This is a genomic window from Vagococcus salmoninarum (assembly GCF_003987495.1).
GTDB lineage: Bacteria > Bacillota > Bacilli > Lactobacillales > Vagococcaceae > Vagococcus_D > Vagococcus_D salmoninarum.
Map to the genome: position 1 here is coordinate 192,783 of NZ_NGJU01000001.1, position 17,058 is coordinate 209,840.

A 17,058-nucleotide genomic window follows, 5' to 3' on the forward strand; every position below is an offset into this window, starting at 1 on the left:
AAGGGGCTTGGAAAACTTTTCAGACATATATTAAGTAAAAGTGCTAAAATTAAGCCTAGTAATTTTAACTTAAAAGTATTGTTCTTTTAAAAGGTAGCTTTTTTAATAGATAGTTAGTTTAAGCGCTTCCACATTAATGTGGAAGAAAGGTATCTGTTATTTATCAGGCTTTAAAGTATACTAAAAATGTAAGGTATGAAGGAGGCGTTAGTGTGGAATTGACAGAGAACGAAAAAAAGTTACTATTGTTGCTGTCAAAAGAGGAGGGCTATAAACCAGCAAAATATTTTTCAGAAGAAATGGGATATTCTTCGAAAACGATTTACCAACTGTGCACGTCGATTTCTGAAAAACTAACATCTGAGTTAACTGCAGAAGTAATTAGTCGCCTACCTCGGAATGGTATTAAACTAGTTTATTCATTTTCAGAAATTCAAGAATTGTTTTATTCAACCACTGCGACCCCATCTTTAAGTCACGAAACCAAGTATTCAAAAGGCTTCCGTAAAATATTTTTACTCTTGGATTTGTTAATTACTGGTGAAATTGCCCATTTTGAATATTATGGGGAACTGTTCTACGTTAGTGAAATGACTATTCAAAAAGATTACACAAGACTGTTGCAACTTTTAGAATCAAATGGCATTAATTTAACTAAAAAAGGCCGGCAAAAGACCGCTAATCTGAAGGAACTAAATGCAAGTCTGGCAATGATTATTAAAAAAGTCGTGATGGAAAGTGCTGAAAAGAATGTTGTCAGTTTTGACAGTTACATCAAACTCTATTCAGAAGTTAAAGAAGTCAGCTATTATTATCAATTATTTAAAAGTGTGAGCGAATTCTGTCAGCAAAGCTATTGAGAACATTCACCTGAATTACAAAATCATCACTTACAGTCGTTAACCTTATCGATTTATTTTTATCTGATTAGTCGCAGTAGCGAAGAAGTTAGTCATGGAAATAGTCTGGCTGATTTTTCAGCAGCACAACTCGATCAATTAGAATGGTACGTCTATGTCTTAGCCTTTACTAAAAGTTTAAATGAAGACTTTGCCATCGCCTTATCTCAAAAAGACATTCAGCAAATTTGTCACTTCTTAGTCATGCATGGCTTTGACTTTACGGCAGTAGCTGGGGATGCTACTGACCCGAGAATTGCCCAGTCAGTGACAGAGTTAATTATTAAGTTATCAAATTATCTCGCCTTAGATTTAACCCACAACGAGAAACTCCAGCAGTCCTTACTGAAACATATTGCCCCAATGATTGAACGCTTGCAACATAATATTTATATTAAAAATCCGATTGTTAATTTAATTAAGAAACAGTATTCTTCAGTCTTTCAATTAATCAGTATTGCTGTCGGTGAACTGGAAAAACGCTTTGGTATTTTATTAAACGAAGATGAAAACGCCTTCTTGACGATTCACTTTCAAGTGGCAATAGAAGCCGAAGTTGATGTTAAACATGTTTTTGTTGTTTGTAAACAAGGCTTATTAACCTCAGAGTTGATTTATAACCGTTTAAGTCAAGTTTTACCAAAGAACACGATGATTGAGTTAATTACGACAGACCAGTTAGCGCAGCTAACTAGTGAGAAAGTCGATTTAGTCGTTTCTTCAGTTAAAATTGCGACGGAAAAATTTAAGACTTGTTATGTCTCAGTCTTACCTTCCGATGAAGAATTAAAAAAAGTTGTGGAAGCTTTATTCGAAGTTGATACGCGAAAAAACAAACGAGCCTTGAAGGCAGTTCGACAAGGTAGTATTTTTTCCCAGTTTATTTTAGCCGAAAATGTTTTCTTGAAAGCCGATTACAAAAATAAAGAAGCCCTCTTTCGTTTCTTAGCAGAAGAATTTAGTCGGCGAAAAATTAGTAAGATCAATATCGAGAGTGAGTTAAATAAACGAGAACAGCTAGGTTATACCAGTTTAAACACAGGAATTGCCATTCCTCATGTGGCACCTCATTTAATTGAACGTAGTACGGTCATTTTTGTGACCTTAGAAAAACCGATTCAATGGGGCTATAACAAAGTCTCATTAGTATTATTGTTAGCTTTGAAAGAGGCTGATGTGTTATTCGCAAAAGACATTATCGAAGAAATTCAAGAAGTTATTGAATCTTCAGAGCGGATTGAAGCAATTAGCCAGAGTCAGAATTATCGTGAGTTTAAAGAAAAATTATTAGTAGGAGAAGGAGCGAGCCGCCGTGTTCAATGACCGATTAATTTATTTACAAGAAGATTTTTCTAATCAAGCCGAAGTGTTCAACTTTTTAACAAGTAAGCTATTAGAAAAGGGCTTAGTCAAAGCCGAATTTTTAACTAAAATTAGCGAAAGAGAGGCAGTTTTTCCGACAGGCCTAACAATTGGTGGTTACGGTGTAGCGATTCCTCACACGGATTCTGACTATGTTAATCAGTCACAAATTGCTTATGTTTCATTAGTTGAACCAGTTGTCTTTAAAGAAATGGGGAACGATTCAGTCGAAGTAGCAGTCACCCAAGTCTTTATGTTGGCTTTAAAAGAAGCTCATGAACAATTAGAAACGTTACAAAAGTTAATCGAAATGTTTCAAAATGAAGAGCATATGGCTGCCTTAGTTGCAGCAACAACCGAAGCAGAAATCGAATCAGTCTTGATTGATTCAGAATTAATAAAATAGGAGGTAGTAAAAATGTTAGATGGATTACAGTGGTTTGTTGATTTAGGGTCAATTGTGGTGTTACCGATTTTAATCTTTATTTTTGGAATGGTCTTAGGGGCTAAACCAGCCAAAGCTTTCCAATCAGCCTTAACAGTAGGTGTCGGTTTTGTTGGACTAAACTTAGTCATTGATTTATTAAGTACCAGTTTAGGCTCGGCTGCCCAAGCCATGGTTGAGCGTTTTGGTTTAAGCTTAACGACGATTGACGTGGGTTGGCCAGCAGCAGCAGCAATTTCTTACGGGACTATTTTAGGAACCTTAACAATTCCAATTGGTGTCATTTTAAATATTGTCTTAATTGTTTTTGGCTTAACTAAAACTTTAAACATTGATGTCTGGAATTTTTGGCACGGCGCCTTTGTTGCCTCACTGATTTATGCCTTAACTGGAAACTTCTGGATGGGCTTATTAGCAGCGGTTATCTACTTAATGATGATGCTCTTATTTGCTGATATTTTAGGACCAGTCATTAAGAAGTTCTACGGCTTCCCAAATATTACATTTCCACATGGGACAGCTGTACCTGGCTTTATCTTTGCTTTACCTTTTAATTGGTTATTCGATCGAATTCCGGGAATTAAAGACTGGAAAGCTGATCCTGAAACGATTCAAAAGAAATTCGGAATTTTCGGGGATTCAACAGTTATGGGCTTCATTATCGGTTTAGTAATTGGGGTCTTAGCTGGTTACGATGTCGCCGGTGTTGGTCAGTTAGCCGTTAAAACAGGGGCTGTCATGGTCTTAATGCCGAAAATGGTTGCACTCTTAATGGAAGGGTTAACGCCAATTTCAGAAGCAGCCAACGAATTTGTTCAAAAGAAATTCCCAGGTCGCGAATTATTTATCGGGATGGATGCCGCTTTATCTGTTGGTCATCCAGCAGTCCTATCATCATCATTATTACTCGTGCCAATTACGATTTTATTAGCAGTCATTTTACCAGGAAATACAACATTGCCTTTTGGTGACTTAGCGACAATTCCTTTCGTAGTTTGTTTAATGGCAGCGGTCTTTAAAGGAAACATAGTTAGAACAGTGTTAACTGGAACAGTCTACATGACAACGATTTTATACATTACCTCATGGGTTGCGCCATTAGTAACAATGGCAGCTCAAGCAGCTAACTTTGATTTAGCTGGTAACACAAGTATCACAGCTTTAGCCGAAGGTGGTTTATGGACAACTTTAGTCTACGTTGGCTTAACTAAATTATTTAGCTGGGGTGGGTTAATCTTCATCGGTTTAGTCGTACTTGGTTGTATGGTTTACGTTAATAAAATTTTACCAAAAAAAGCCTTAAAAGCTTCTAATTAAAAGACAGGAGGAAATTTATTATGAAAAAAATGTTAATTATGTGTGGCACAGGTGTAGCAACTTCAACGATTGTGACTGGGAAGGTCAAAAAATGGTTGAAAGAAAATGATTTAGAAAATTCAGTTCAACTGTTCCAATCAAAAGTTGCTGATGAAATGAATAAAATTGATAATTACGATGTTGTCATTAGTACAACGATTGTCCCAGACAAGATTAAAGACAAAGTTATTATGGGAATTCCCTTACTAACTAATATGGGCGTCGAAGCAATGTGGCAAGAAGTCGCTGAAAAAATTAAAGAATAGAGGAGAACTTAGATGGTATTAGTCGATTCAAAAGCATTATTTGAAAAAGCTCGGGCAGAAGGTTACGCCATTCCAGCTTGTAATTTCTTTGACTTAGATTCAGCTAGAAGTTATGTGGCAGTCGCAGAGCGTGAAAATCGTCCATTGATTTTAGCATTAGCGGAAGCTCATCTAGACATGATTAGTTTGGCAGAAGGTGCCTTAATCGGTAAGTATTTAGGGGAAAGAGCTAGTGTCCCAGTCGTCTTACACCTTGATCACGGACAAACCTTGTCTGTGATTAAAGAAGCGATTGACCTAGGCTTTACCTCAGTCATGATTGATAAGTCCGAAAGTAGCTTTGCTGAGAACGTAGCAATCACGAAAGAAGTCGTTGCTATGGCCCACGCTAAAAATGTCGTCGTCGAAGCTGAAATCGGTCATGTCGGTTCAGGAGAAAACTATGAGAATCACGAAGTCAAAGATTCGATATATACAGAAGTTGCCGAAGCCGTGGCTTTTGTCGAACAGACCCAAGTCGATTCTTTAGCAGTTTCAATCGGAACAGCTCACGGCAGCTATGTTGGCACACCAGAAATTAGTTTTGAACGTCTGAAAGAAATTTCCGAAGTGGTTAACATTCCTTTAGTTCTCCATGGTGGCTCCTCATCAGGGGATGAAAACTTGAATAAATGTGCCACTAGCGGGATTGAAAAAATCAACATTTTTTCAGATTTTATTACCGGGGCTTTAAAAGAAATTGAAACATCCAAGCCTGCTGACTTCTTCACCTTGAAAAAAATTGCCAATCAATCGATTGAAGCAACTTTGTCTCATTATTACCAAGTATTTGAAACGAAAGAAGGCTAATTATGTTAAACAAATTGAGAACGCCGTTTTTTGTAGTCAATCCTAAAGCTTATTTATACGGCAAAGAAGCGTTAGCATTAGCGAAAGTCGCTAATGACTTAGCAGAGAAACACGACTTAGATGTCTTATTCACCGGACAACATGTTGACTTAAGTAACTTAGCTAGTCAAAATCCCAATTTATTAATAACAGCCCAGCATATGGATGGATTTCCTGCTGGACGAGGCATGGGCCATATTTTACCAGCCGGCCTGGCTGAAGCTGGGGTAAAAGCTGTTTTTCTAAACCATGCGGAACACCCACAAACGTTAGGCGAACTAGTTAAGAGTTTAGAGTATGCCCGTGAGTATGATATTTTATCAATTGTTTGCGCAAACTCATACGAGGAAGTTCGAGCCATTGCCGTTTTAAAACCTGATGTGATGGTTTGTGAACCGAATGAATTAATCGGCACTGGTCAAACTAGTGACAGTACATATATGTTAGAAACTCAAGGAATCATCAAAGAGTTATCACCAAGGACCCAAGTCTTACAAGCAGCAGGTATCAGTACGGTAGCAGACGTCGCCCGAGCTTTTGAACTAGGAGCAGAAGGTACTGGTGGAACAAGTGGGATTGTCTGTGCTGATAATCCAGTAGCAGTGTTGACGGAAATGTTAGAAAAGACCGCAACATTTAAAGAAGGAGTGTAGTCATGACAGTCTATTCAGAAGAAATCGCAGTTAAAAGCCATGGTGGCCGTGTCAGTTATTTAGAAATTACTGAAGCAGTAAAAGAAATTGTTGAAAAAAGTGGCATTAAAAATGGTATATGTCTTGTTCAATCGCCTCATACAACCTGTTCAGTCATCTTTGAAGAGTATGTTCACGACCATGATTTCAATGGGGATGAGTTTTTACAAGTCGATTTAAATGCTATTCTTGATAAAATCATTCCTAGAGAATTATCAGAAAATAGTAATTACCGTTACCCAGGGGAGAAACATTTAGAGTTCTTAATGACTTTAGATGATCCTAACTATCCTTGTGATCCAGGAACAATTTTAAATGGCGATGCCCATATCCGAGCGTCATTCTTCGGCGTTAGTGAAAGCTTCACATTAACAGATAGTCATTTAAACATCGGCAGTGTCGGTTACATTTATTTTGTGGACTTTGATCAAAACAGAGCACGTAATCGTAAATGTCACGTTATGGTGATTGGTGAGTAATATTATTAAGTGAAATGTATCGAGAAAGAGTCGAGGACTAAAGTCCCGACTCTTTTTTGTGTTTATGAATAGTTTGTTAAAAAAGTTCAATCGTTAAAAAGCCTTTTATAAGAGTTTGTGTGTTATATACCCGCCATCAAGTGAAATTATTCACTTACATTAGTTACATAAGTTTAGTTTAATTACATATTGTTCAAAAGTTCACATGAAAGACGTATGATAAAAATGTAAACGAGATATGGCCATATCAAGGAGACAAAAAAGCATAAATATAATTGTGAATAATAACACAATATCGGAGGAACAAGATGAATATTGGAGAAATTATTAAAACAACTGTGACAGATATGAATATTATTAGTGCCATTACATCAACCGTTTTTATTATTTTACTTGGCTTCTTTTGCCGCAAAAAAGGAATTTTTTCAGCAGAAGTCGGGAAGCTATTATCAAAAGTCGTTTTAACAGTTGCTTTGCCTGCCTTAGCTTTTAATGCTTTTATGCAAGACATTGATACAGATACATTGAAACAAGGAATGAACGTCTTAATTTGGGGAATTGCCATTTATATTATCTTAATTTTTATTTCCAAACCATTCTTCCTTAGTTATAAAGGGGACAAACAAGATACCTTACGTGTCTTAACCATTTTTGGTTCAACGACCTTTTTTGGAACGCCAATTGTCAGCGCGATTTATGGACCAATTGGGGTGATGTTCAGCTCAATCTTTAATATTGGTTACCGAATCTTCTTATATTCTTACGGCTATATCAAAATGAGTGGCTTGAAAATGGAATTAAAAAATATTAAAACGATGTTTCTAAATCCGATTATTATTGCAACGTTTGCTGGCTTATTCATTTGGATTTTCCAAGGTTATTTGCCACAAGTTACTATTCCAGGTATTGATGGGGCAGCTGCTCATCAAGTAGGCTTTTTAAGAATTGATCAAACGGCAGTCTGGTTATTCAAACCTATGACATATTTAGCTGGTTTAGCTTCACCTTTAGCTTGGTTATCAATCGGTTCAACATTAGGTGAAATTAGCTTTAAAAAAGCCGCATCAGATAAAACATCATGGTATTACAGTGTGGTTAAAGTAATTTTGGTTCCCGCAATCAACATCGTGTTATTGGCTTTATTAACAGTGACTGGTATTTTACCAGTTAACTTTACCGCTTTAGCAACAATCGTCATTATGATGGCAACACCAACAGCAACAGTTGCTGCAGCTTATGCCATTAGTTTTGATAAAGAAGCCTTACTAGCGTCAAATGCTTCATTGTTATCAACAGTTACGGCAGTTGTTATGACGCCGATTTGGATTATTGTGTTAGAAGTGATTAGCAAAACTGGTTTATTCTAGAAAAATTAGGAGGAAAATACAATGTTTAAAATTGCATGTTACGGTGTTCGACCAAATGAAGTGCCATTTTTTGAGGATTTAAATAAATATAACTACGATTTAACATTAGTTGAAGAGCTATTAACTCATGATAATATTGAGACAGCCCAAGGACATGATGCAGTCTTATTACGAGGAAACTGTGTGGCTGATCGTCAAAATTTAACAAAATTAAAAGAATACGGTATTAAGTACGTCTTCACTCGGACAGTCGGCTTTAATCACATTGATCTTGAAGCAGCTAGTGAGTATCACATGGAAGTTGCGCGAGTGCCATCTTATTCGCCAAATGCTATTGCTGAATTATCATTAACTTTAGCAATGATGCTCCTAAGAAATACTGCCTATACGACAAATCGCACCTCTTACAAAAATTTTGTTGTTGACTCACAAATGTTTAGTCGGGAAATTCGCAATTGTACAGTGGGAATTATTGGCACAGGTAAAATTGGCTTAACTGAAGCCAAATTATTTAAAGGTCTTGGAGCAGAAGTTCTCGGTTACGATGTTTATGAATCTGACGTTGCGAAAGAATGTTTAACCTTTAGAAGCTTAGATCAATTATTAGCGGAAAGTGACATTGTTAGTATTCATGTCCCTTACTTCCCAGGTCAAAACGATCAAATGATTAATTCTGAATTTTTAAGTAAAATGAAACCAAACAGTATTTTAATCAATACAGCTCGTGGGGAACTCCAAGACAACGAAGCAATTTTAAAGGCCATCGAAGGCCAACATTTAGCCGGCTTTGCCACAGATGTCTTTGCTAATGAAAAAGATTTATTCTTTAAAGCCTTTGAACCTTGGCAAGCCTTGCCTGACCCAACTGTCCAAAAGTTAGTTGATTTGTATCCACGAGTCCTAGTGACCCCCCATGTAGGCTCAAATACTGATGAAGCCTTATCAAATATGATTGAAACTAGTTTTGAAAACTTTAATGAGATATTAACAACAGGTAAGACTGCTAATGTGGTAGCTTTACCGAGTTTAGCTTAAAAAAAAGCGCCTATTTTCTAATTGAAAATAGGCGCTTTTGTTAGCTAACGGTTTATTTTAGGTAAGGAGCGATTTTTGCCGCTCCGCCTTTTTTTATTTTATAAAGGGTCAGTGGCCGACCGACTTCGAGATATTCTAACTCTTCTTGAAGTACCTGGATGTCAATTAAAAATAGTAAGTATTTCTTCGTTGAAATTCGTGATAAGCCAACTTCGTTAGCTAAGTCTTTCGTTGAAAATTTATCTGAGTGGGTTAAGATTTGTTGATAAATCTTATCTAAAGTTAAAGGAGATAAGCCTTTTGGTAAGTCTAAAACAGGCAGTGACTGATTTTTTTCTAGTGTGACCTTTCCAGGGCTGTTGAAATACTTATCTAAGGCTGACTGGTTAGCCCCTTTAGTTTGTAAGGTCATGCTTTCTAGTTCTTGAAATTTATCAAAAGCTAATTTAAACCGTTCAAAGGTGAAAGGTTTAATCAGATAGTCAACCACGCCGAAGTAAATTGCCTCTTTAACGGTAGCCATGTCATTAGAAGCGGTAATTAAGATAACGGCAATTTTTAGTTTTTGTTCGTGGAGCTCAGTTAAAAATTCTAAACCAGTCATCCCAGGTAAGTAGACGTCTAGCAACAAGAGATCAACGGATGTAGTTGCCATAATTTTGCGAGCATCAACGACATTGCGAACATTGCCGACAATTTCCACATTAGCAATTTTTTCAATGAATTGTTGATTAAGCATGGCAACCATCGGATCGTCTTCAATAATTAAGACTTTAGTCATTTGAGTTCCTCTCTTTCATAAGGCAATTCGATATAAAAAGTTGTTCCTAAGTCTGCTTGGGTTTTAACTTCGATGAGCCCGTCATGATCCGTAAGAATGCGATGAATCAAATTCAACCCGTAGCCACGGTTGTCACCTTTCGTTGAAAAGCCTCGTTTAAACATATTATCTTGAATATTTTGGGGAATCCCTTGACCGAAATCAGTAATTTTCATAATTAAAATGTTTCCTTCTAAATCATAGCTTAAAGTTAAATGGACTTCTTTTTTCGTCCCAGCGGTGGCAGCATCTTTAGCGTTATCTAAAAGATTACCGAGAATTTGTAAGAGCAAGTGAATACTATTACTAATTTTTAAGTCTGGTAAAAAAGAAGTATCACTTAAAATAATTTCAACTCCTTGCTCTTGGGCTTCGTTAATTTTTCCTAATAAGAAACCAGCAATTGCTGGGATTTTGATTTTTTCAGTAATATAACCAATTTCTCCTTGATAGTCACTATGAAGTTGGCGAATAAACAAAGAAACATCTTCATAGTTTTCTAACTCGATTAAGCCTAAAATGACATGCATTTTATTCATGAAGCCATGAGTTTGTGCTCGCATAGCATCAATATATTGTTCTGTGCCACTTAATTCGTGAATCAAGTGCTGCATATCAGACTGGTCACGGAAAGTTGCCACAGCACCGTAGAGTTGCCCATCAATGAAAATCGGTGCAACACTGGCGATGACTTCAACCCCGCATAAATCTAAGGCTTGGTTTTTGATTTTAGCTTTAATCGCAAACACATCTTCAAAAAGGACGTCATATAAGTTTTGATTGATCATTTTACCAACTTGGACAGGCTCTTCAATAGTCCCGTTATTAAAAATATGAGTGGCTTCACTGTTGACTAAAGCAACTAGTTTATTAGCGGAAATTGCTAAAATTCCTTCACTCACTTCATTTTCAATAATAACTTTTTCACTTAAACGGGCAGCTATTTCAGTTGGTTCTAAGCCGAAAAGAATCGCTTTGACTTTTTGGGATAAAAAAATGGCGCCAACTAAACCAGTAATTAAACCTAAAAGTAAACCAACGAGAATTTTCAGTTGGGCTTGACTGACTTCTCGGTTCATTGAATCAGCCGTCAATCCAACACAAAGGACACCAATCACTTGATTTTGATCGTTAAAAATTGGTGTAAAATAGCGATACCCTTCACCAAGAACTCCGACTTGTTTGGAGTAATGACTTTTACCAGTTAGGGCTTTACCAGCATCTTCGAGATTCGAGAAAGGCTGACCAATCACCGATTCGTCAGGGTGAGACAAACGAATTAAGTTACTGTCTAGGACAACGAAAAAATCAACATGGGTAGTTTTTGTGACTGTGTTAGCATAGTCTTGGACTTTTTCTAAAGGAATGTTTTTTTCTAGGCCGTCTTTTAAGATGCTAGTTTCAACGGCTAAATTAGCCACAGTTTTAATTTTTTCTTTAGTTGTTTGAAATTCTTTATCAATGACGTAGTTTCTAATTAAGATCGCAGAGACTACCAGTGAGACAACTGTCGCTAAAGTCACGACGATAATGATTGTAAATTGTAAAGAAATCGGCTGTTTAAAAGCCTTGTTAAATAACGATTTTTTAGGGGGTAAGTCGATGATAATCCCTCCTTTTAGTTTGTTATCTTCAATATACCGAAAGTGTGTTTAGATAGCAAGAAAGCTTGAGAAATTATCAAAAGGATTGAGAATAAAGTTGCTATTTTTCTGACATTGCAGTATGTTAAACTATATAAATGTCTATAGGTTAGGAGGAAAAAAATGACTAAAGTTACGATACATGATGTTGCAAAAAATGCTAACGTGTCACCCACAACTGTTTCACGAGTTTTGAATAACCGGGGCTATATTAGTGAGGAAATGAAGAAGAAAGTCCATGATAGCATTGAAGAGCTTGGTTTCATTCCAAATCAAATGGCCCGTTCGCTCTTTACAAATCAAACGAAATTTATTGGTTTAATTATTCCAACCACGGCTAATCCGTTTTTTGGTGAGTTAACTTACTACATTGAAAAAAGTTTATCAAAACTTGACTATAAGTTGTTGATTTGTAACAGTATTAACGAAAGCGAGAATGAGAAACAATATCTGAGTATGCTACAAGAAAATCGTGTGGATGGGATTATTGTGGGCTCTCATAATATTGATATTACGGAATACGATAAGATGCCTTTAAAAATGGTTTCAGTCGAACGTAAAATTAATGAGACGATTCCAACGATTCAATCAGATAATTATAGTGGAGGTTACCAAGCAACCGAGGAGTTGATTAAGGCGGGCTGTCAGAAAATTTTATGTGTTTCTGGGAATCCTAACTTAGAAACACCGGCGAATGATCGATATAAAGCCTATCAAGACTGTATGACGGAATACCAACTGCCGACCTACAGTGAACGAATTCATTTTACCGACACGAATGAGCAGAAAGCGGCGAAAGTTGAAGCCATTTTTAATGAAACACCAGATTATGATGGTGTTTTTGCAGGGGATGATGTCATTGCTTCAATTATCTTAGCATATGCACTTAAAAAGCATATTAAAGTCCCTGAAAGTTTAAAAGTCGTGGGATTTGATGGAACGGATTTGACTCAAACAATCTTGCCCCATCTGACAACGATTAGTCAACCGATTCAAGAGCTGGCTGAAAAATCTGTCGAAATGTTATTAGCAGAAATTGCTAATCAACCAGTTGAAAAAAAAGTAATTTTACCTGTAACACTACTACGCAAAGGAACCACATAAGATCAGGCTTTGTTGCGTAGTTTTTTTTCAGACGTATGGTACCGGTTGACATAAAAGTGTTATTTTCTTATGAAACCGGTTGACATAAAGAAAATAATGTTTTATTATGAAAACGTAAACAAAAGACTAAATTTGAAACGGAGGAAGTAAAAATGAAGAAGAAACTACTAAGTGCTTTAATGTTAGGGGCAGTATTAATTGGTGCAGCTGCCTGTGGTAATAGTGATAAAGGAAGTAAAGAATCAGGTAGTGACAGTCAAGCAGTAACTCTTTGGGTTCAATTCTCTAAAGAGTCGGCTGAAGGGGAAGTTATGACTGAGTCGATTAAGAAATTCAACGAATCAAATAAAGAGGGGTATCAAGCGAAAGTTGAGTATATTCCTAGAAGTGGTTCTGGTGGAGGATACGAAGATAAAGTTAATGCCGCCTTAACAACGAACACGTTACCAGATGTTTTAACTTTAGACGGACCTAACACAGCTGCATATGCTAAATCCGGTATTTTAGCACCAATTGATGAGTACATAACCGAAAAAGATGATTTATTGGAAAGTATTGTTGCACAAGGAACGTATGATGACAAAATGTATGCGGTTGGCTTTTCTGAATCAGGAGTAGGTATTTTTTATAACAAAGCCATGTTTAAAGAAGCAGGTATTTCAGAGGAACAATTACCAACTTTAGAAAAACCGTGGACATGGGATGAGTTCAACGCAATTGCGAAAACCTTAACAGAAAAATTTGAGCAACCAGCAATTGATATGGGGTTCGATGATCATTCAGAGTGGTTATTCTATGGTTTTACACCGTTCATTTGGTCTAACGGTGGCGAGATTACTAATGAAGAGGGGACTAAAGCTAGTGGCACCTTTGATTCAAAAGAAAATATTGAAACCTTTAGCTTTATTCAAAATTTAATTAAATCTGGCTACTCGACAGTAAGTCCTTCTGAGGCGGCTTTTCAAACAGGGAAATACCCAATGAAGATGTCTGGCTCTTGGACGATTCAAGAATTAGACAGTGAGTACACTGACATTGACTATGGCATCTTACCTTATCCAGTATCACCGAAAACGAAAGAGTTAGTTTCACCAACAGGAAGCTGGCAATATGGTTTATCAGTGACTTCTGAACAAAAGGATGGAGCAGGCGCCTTAATTAACTTCTTAGCAAGTGAAGATGAACTATATAACATGAGTATGGGAAACACTGTCTTACCAGCGAGAAAGTCTGTAGCAGACAGAATGTTAAAAGAAGTATCTGAGCCGATGAAGATGTTGATTGAACAAAATCAACAAAGTGGTCATGCTCGTCCCGTATTAGTTAATTATCCAAAAGTGACACGATCAGTCCAAGAAGCTGTGACAGAGAGTACTTACTTTGAACAAAACCAAGACCTTGCTAAAGTTTTACAAGCTAAAGCTTTAGAAATAGACGGAGCACTAGAATAATAATTGTCAGGGGTGGGAGTACTGCCCCTGATTTATCATAACATGAGGAGGTTAGACCTTTGCTAAAAAAGAAAAAAACACAAGAAACAGTTAATGGGTATTTATTCTTATCACCAGCTTTAATCTTATTAGGCTTATTCTTATTTTTACCAACCTTGTTAGCTATCTATTATTCTTTTACTGATTACTATATGTTGACGCCACAGTTAAAGTCCTTTATTGGCTTTAAAAATTATATTAGCTTATTTAAAGATCCAATATTTTTAAAGAGTTTAAAAAATATTGGTCAATTTGTCTTATTAATTATGCCCATTCAAGTAGGGACAGCTTTAGGGTTAGCATTAATTGTTAATAAACAAAGACGGAGTAATATTCTATTTAAAATTGCTTTCTTTGCACCAGTAGTGATGTCACTTGTCGTTGTGTCTGTCTTATGGTTGTACTTATTAAATCCTAGTGACGGCTTAGTCAACTCTCTGCTTTTAAAAGTTGGTTTCGATGCTCAACCTTTCTTATCCAGTCCAAAGCAAGCCATGTTTGTAATTATTGGTATTTCAGCATGGCAAGGAGCTGGTTACCAAATGTTGATTTTCTTAGCTGGCCTTCAAAACATTCCTTCAGAAGTCTATGAAGCAGCGGAAATGGATGGCGCTAGTAAATGGCGCCAATTTTTAAATATTACTATTCCAATGTTAAAACCAACAAGTGTTTTAATTATGACAACGACTTTAATTGATGCTTTTAAATTAATTATTCAACCAATGGTCATGACTCAAGGTGGACCGTTAAATTCAACAGTTACACCAGTTTATTATATTTATCGATCAGGTTTTACTGACCGCCAAGTCGGATATGCCAGTGCGATTACTGTTGTTTACGGAGCAATCATTATTGGCTTTACTCTAATGCAAAGAAAAATTACAGGAGGGGAACAACATGACTAAAAAAAGGTTCACACCAGTTATTACCTTTGTATTAATTGTTTTATTAGCCCTCTTCTTTATTTTTCCACTTGTCTGGATGATTAGTTCTGCCTTAAAAACGGAAGCTGCAATTTATAAAGATATGGGGACGTGGAAATCCTTCTTACCATCATTTAATTTAGCCGATTGGTCTGATTCTTTTAATGGCGTATTTAAACGCTTCAATGTGATTCAGTATACAATGAACAGTATTATTTATGCCTTATCAGTGACGGTGGGCTCGATTATCGTCAATTCATTAGCTGGCTATGCCTTTGCTAAATTTAATTTCAAAGGTAAAAAACTACTGTTTGCTTTAATGATTGCTTTACTAGTCATTCCAGGCGAAACTATTATGATTTCTAAATTCGCGATTGTTCAAAAGTTAGGCTTACTAAATACGAAGTTAGCTGTTATCTTACCCCTTTTAGCTAGCCCTTTATTCATTTATATGTTTACCAACTTTTTCCGGGCAATTCCTGAAGATATTATCGAATCAGCTAAAATTGAAGGGGCGAATTCCTTTGATGTCTTTTGGCGAATCATGTTACCGATGTCGAAGCCAGCGATTGCAACTGTAGGGACCTTAGCATTTATTGCTTCATGGAATGATTATATTTGGCCATTAATGGTCTTAACTAAAACGGAAAGTTTTCCTTTACAAGTGGCGATTACCAACATTAATAATACTCAGCCAGTCTTTACTAATCAAGTGATGGCGATATTGACAATCTCGACTATTCCACTAATTTTAATTTATGTGTTTTTCCAAAAATATCTAGTACAAGGCTTAGGTAGCCAAGGAACAGGAGTGAAATAAGTGTTAAAACAAGAAAACAAAGCAACCCGTTACACTTTGGATAATCTGTCAACGGTCAAGCAAGATTATAAACCTCAGTACCATTTATCAACGCCGATTGGGTGGATGAACGACCCCAATGGCTTCGTTTATTACCAAGGGGAGTATCATTTATTTTATCAACATTACCCTTACGATAGTGTTTGGGGGCCGATGCACTGGGGCCATGCTAAATCAAAAGACTTAGTGACATGGGAAGATCTGCCAGTAGCTTTAGAACCAACTGAAGAATACGAAAGTGAAGGCTGCTTCTCAGGCAGTGCCATTGAAAAAGATGGTAAATTATATTTACTTTATACAGGTCATGTTGAGCGTGATGGTGTGCGGAGAGAGACGCAGTGTTTAGCTTACTCAGAAGATGGTGTTCACTTTGAAAAATATTCGGGAAATCCGGTTATTTCTGAAAAACATATTCAAGGCGTGGCGGATATTGGGGACTTTAGAGATCCTAAAGTTTTCGAGAAAAATGGGGTGTATTATTGTGTAATTGCCTCAAAAACACCTGATGAGCGGGGACGGATTTTATTATTTAAATCAAGTGATCTATTTGAATGGGAATTTGTTTCTATTTTATTAGAAGGAACGAAAGAACAAGGTATTATGTGGGAATGTCCTGATTTATTTGAACTTGATGGTCAAGATGTCTTAATTATGTCTCCTATTGAAATTCCAAAAGATGGCTATCAATACGACAATACGAGTTCAACAGTGGCTTTTATCGGTAAAGTAGATTGGGAAACTGGTAAGTTTGAGACTGAAAATTATCATGAAATTGATTTTGGTTTAGATTTTTATGCCCCTCAAACGTGTATCGATGATCAAGGTCGACGAATCATGGTTGCTTGGATGCAAATGTGGCACAGGACAATGCCTACCCATGATTTAAAGCATGGCTGGGTTGGTAGTATGAGTTTACCACGAGAATTAAAGGTTCGTAATCATTATTTAGTGCAAGAACCGATTAGCTTTTTGGCAAATCGTTTAGAAGTAGAAAAAGACATTAAAGAAGTGTCTTTAAGTGAGGACTATTACTTAGTTGATGGTTTTGTTAAAAGTGGCAAAATCGATTTAGTGCTTGAGTTACAAGCTGATTTAGAAATTAAACTAGGTGGTGCAGATGAGTATTTGAGCCTCTTTTATGATTTTAAGGAAGAAACTTTAGTTTTTGACCGAAGAAAGAGTGGTTTTGAACTAGTTGGTGCAGAAAAAGAGCCTCTAAATATTCGTCGAGTGAAGTGTCCATTAGTTAATCAAGAGCTTCAACTAAGTCTCTACAGTGATATTTCAGCCCTGGAAATTTTTACATCTGAAGGGAAAACTGTAACGAGTACCTTCTATAAGAAGGGCCATGATTATGACTTAATGATTAGTCAATCACCAAATGGCAAAATTAAGACATTAAAAATAAGTCGATTAAAGTAAGGAGTGAT

17 protein-coding genes are annotated in these 17,058 nt (G+C 36.5%); 15 read left to right on the forward strand and 2 right to left on the reverse strand.

Translation table 11 applies throughout. The annotated features are described in order from the left end of the window. The first annotated feature begins 212 nt into the window (after window positions 1-212). From CBF35_RS00930 to CBF35_RS00975, 10 genes are all read left to right on the forward strand, one after another. Window positions 213-860: a BglG family transcription antiterminator gene (locus tag CBF35_RS00930; RefSeq protein ID WP_126778010.1), complete on the forward strand. Its 648-nt coding sequence runs from the start codon at window positions 213-215 to the stop codon at window positions 858-860. Between the two features lie 243 nt (window positions 861-1,103). Then, on the forward strand, window positions 1,104-2,222 hold the full coding sequence (locus CBF35_RS00935) for a BglG family transcription antiterminator (protein WP_126778011.1): 1,119 nt from the start codon (window positions 1,104-1,106) through the stop codon (window positions 2,220-2,222). Beyond that, window positions 2,212-2,667, forward strand: a complete 456-nt coding sequence (locus CBF35_RS00940; protein ID WP_126778012.1) for a PTS sugar transporter subunit IIA — start codon at window positions 2,212-2,214, stop codon at window positions 2,665-2,667. The genes CBF35_RS00935 and CBF35_RS00940 overlap by 11 nt, the downstream gene beginning before the upstream one ends. A gap of 12 nt (window positions 2,668-2,679) precedes the next feature. Continuing rightward, the gene (locus CBF35_RS00945) at window positions 2,680-4,023 is read left to right on the forward strand and encodes a PTS galactitol transporter subunit IIC (protein ID WP_126778013.1); all 1,344 of its coding nucleotides are present in this window, start codon (window positions 2,680-2,682) and stop codon (window positions 4,021-4,023) included. 20 nt (window positions 4,024-4,043) lie between these two features. After that, window positions 4,044-4,328: a PTS sugar transporter subunit IIB gene (locus CBF35_RS00950; protein WP_126778014.1), complete on the forward strand. Its 285-nt coding sequence runs from the start codon at window positions 4,044-4,046 to the stop codon at window positions 4,326-4,328. Between the two features lie 12 nt (window positions 4,329-4,340). Continuing rightward, window positions 4,341-5,177 (forward strand): class II fructose-bisphosphate aldolase, encoded by an 837-nt coding sequence (locus CBF35_RS00955; protein ID WP_126778015.1) that lies wholly within the window; start codon window positions 4,341-4,343, stop codon window positions 5,175-5,177. Then, window positions 5,177-5,869: a triose-phosphate isomerase gene (locus CBF35_RS00960; protein WP_425330178.1), complete on the forward strand. Its 693-nt coding sequence runs from the start codon at window positions 5,177-5,179 to the stop codon at window positions 5,867-5,869. The genes CBF35_RS00955 and CBF35_RS00960 overlap by 1 nt, the downstream gene beginning before the upstream one ends. 2 nt (window positions 5,870-5,871) lie before the next feature. Beyond that, window positions 5,872-6,387, forward strand: a complete 516-nt coding sequence (locus CBF35_RS00965) for a YjbQ family protein (RefSeq protein ID WP_126778017.1) — start codon at window positions 5,872-5,874, stop codon at window positions 6,385-6,387. A gap of 308 nt (window positions 6,388-6,695) precedes the next feature. Beyond that, complete coding sequence (locus CBF35_RS00970; RefSeq protein ID WP_126778018.1) at window positions 6,696-7,754, forward strand: AEC family transporter; 1,059 nt, start codon at window positions 6,696-6,698, stop codon at window positions 7,752-7,754. Window positions 7,755-7,775: 21 nt separating this feature from the next. Continuing rightward, window positions 7,776-8,789: a 2-hydroxyacid dehydrogenase gene (locus CBF35_RS00975; protein WP_126778019.1), complete on the forward strand. Its 1,014-nt coding sequence runs from the start codon at window positions 7,776-7,778 to the stop codon at window positions 8,787-8,789. Between the two features lie 52 nt (window positions 8,790-8,841). On the opposite strand, the gene CBF35_RS00980 is transcribed toward CBF35_RS00975, so the two are convergent. Continuing rightward, complete coding sequence (locus tag CBF35_RS00980; protein WP_126778020.1) at window positions 8,842-9,570, reverse strand: response regulator; 729 nt, start codon at window positions 9,568-9,570, stop codon at window positions 8,842-8,844. Further along, window positions 9,567-11,132, reverse strand: coding sequence for an ATP-binding protein (locus CBF35_RS00985; protein ID WP_244922543.1), 1,566 nt, complete (start codon window positions 11,130-11,132; stop codon window positions 9,567-9,569). The genes CBF35_RS00980 and CBF35_RS00985 overlap by 4 nt, the downstream gene beginning before the upstream one ends. A gap of 243 nt (window positions 11,133-11,375) precedes the next feature. Between CBF35_RS00985 and CBF35_RS00990 the strand changes: the two genes are divergently transcribed. From CBF35_RS00990 to CBF35_RS01010, 5 genes are all read left to right on the forward strand, one after another. Next, on the forward strand, window positions 11,376-12,356 hold the full coding sequence (locus CBF35_RS00990) for a LacI family DNA-binding transcriptional regulator (RefSeq protein WP_126778022.1): 981 nt from the start codon (window positions 11,376-11,378) through the stop codon (window positions 12,354-12,356). Window positions 12,357-12,508: 152 nt separating this feature from the next. Beyond that, window positions 12,509-13,807 carry an ABC transporter substrate-binding protein gene (locus CBF35_RS00995; RefSeq protein ID WP_126778023.1) on the forward strand — a complete coding sequence of 433 codons (1,299 nt, stop codon included), beginning with the start codon at window positions 12,509-12,511 and terminating at the stop codon, window positions 13,805-13,807. Between the two features lie 59 nt (window positions 13,808-13,866). Beyond that, entirely contained in the window at window positions 13,867-14,751 is an 885-nt protein-coding gene (locus tag CBF35_RS01000; RefSeq protein ID WP_126778024.1) for a carbohydrate ABC transporter permease, read from the forward strand. Then, a complete protein-coding gene (locus CBF35_RS01005) occupies window positions 14,744-15,589 on the forward strand; it encodes a carbohydrate ABC transporter permease (RefSeq protein WP_126778025.1) in 846 nt (281 codons plus the stop codon). Before CBF35_RS01000 ends, CBF35_RS01005 begins: the two co-directional genes overlap by 8 nt. Beyond that, window positions 15,590-17,050: a glycoside hydrolase family 32 protein gene (locus CBF35_RS01010; RefSeq protein ID WP_126778026.1), complete on the forward strand. Its 1,461-nt coding sequence runs from the start codon at window positions 15,590-15,592 to the stop codon at window positions 17,048-17,050. It abuts the gene before it with no gap. Window positions 17,051-17,058: the final 8 nt, after the last annotated feature.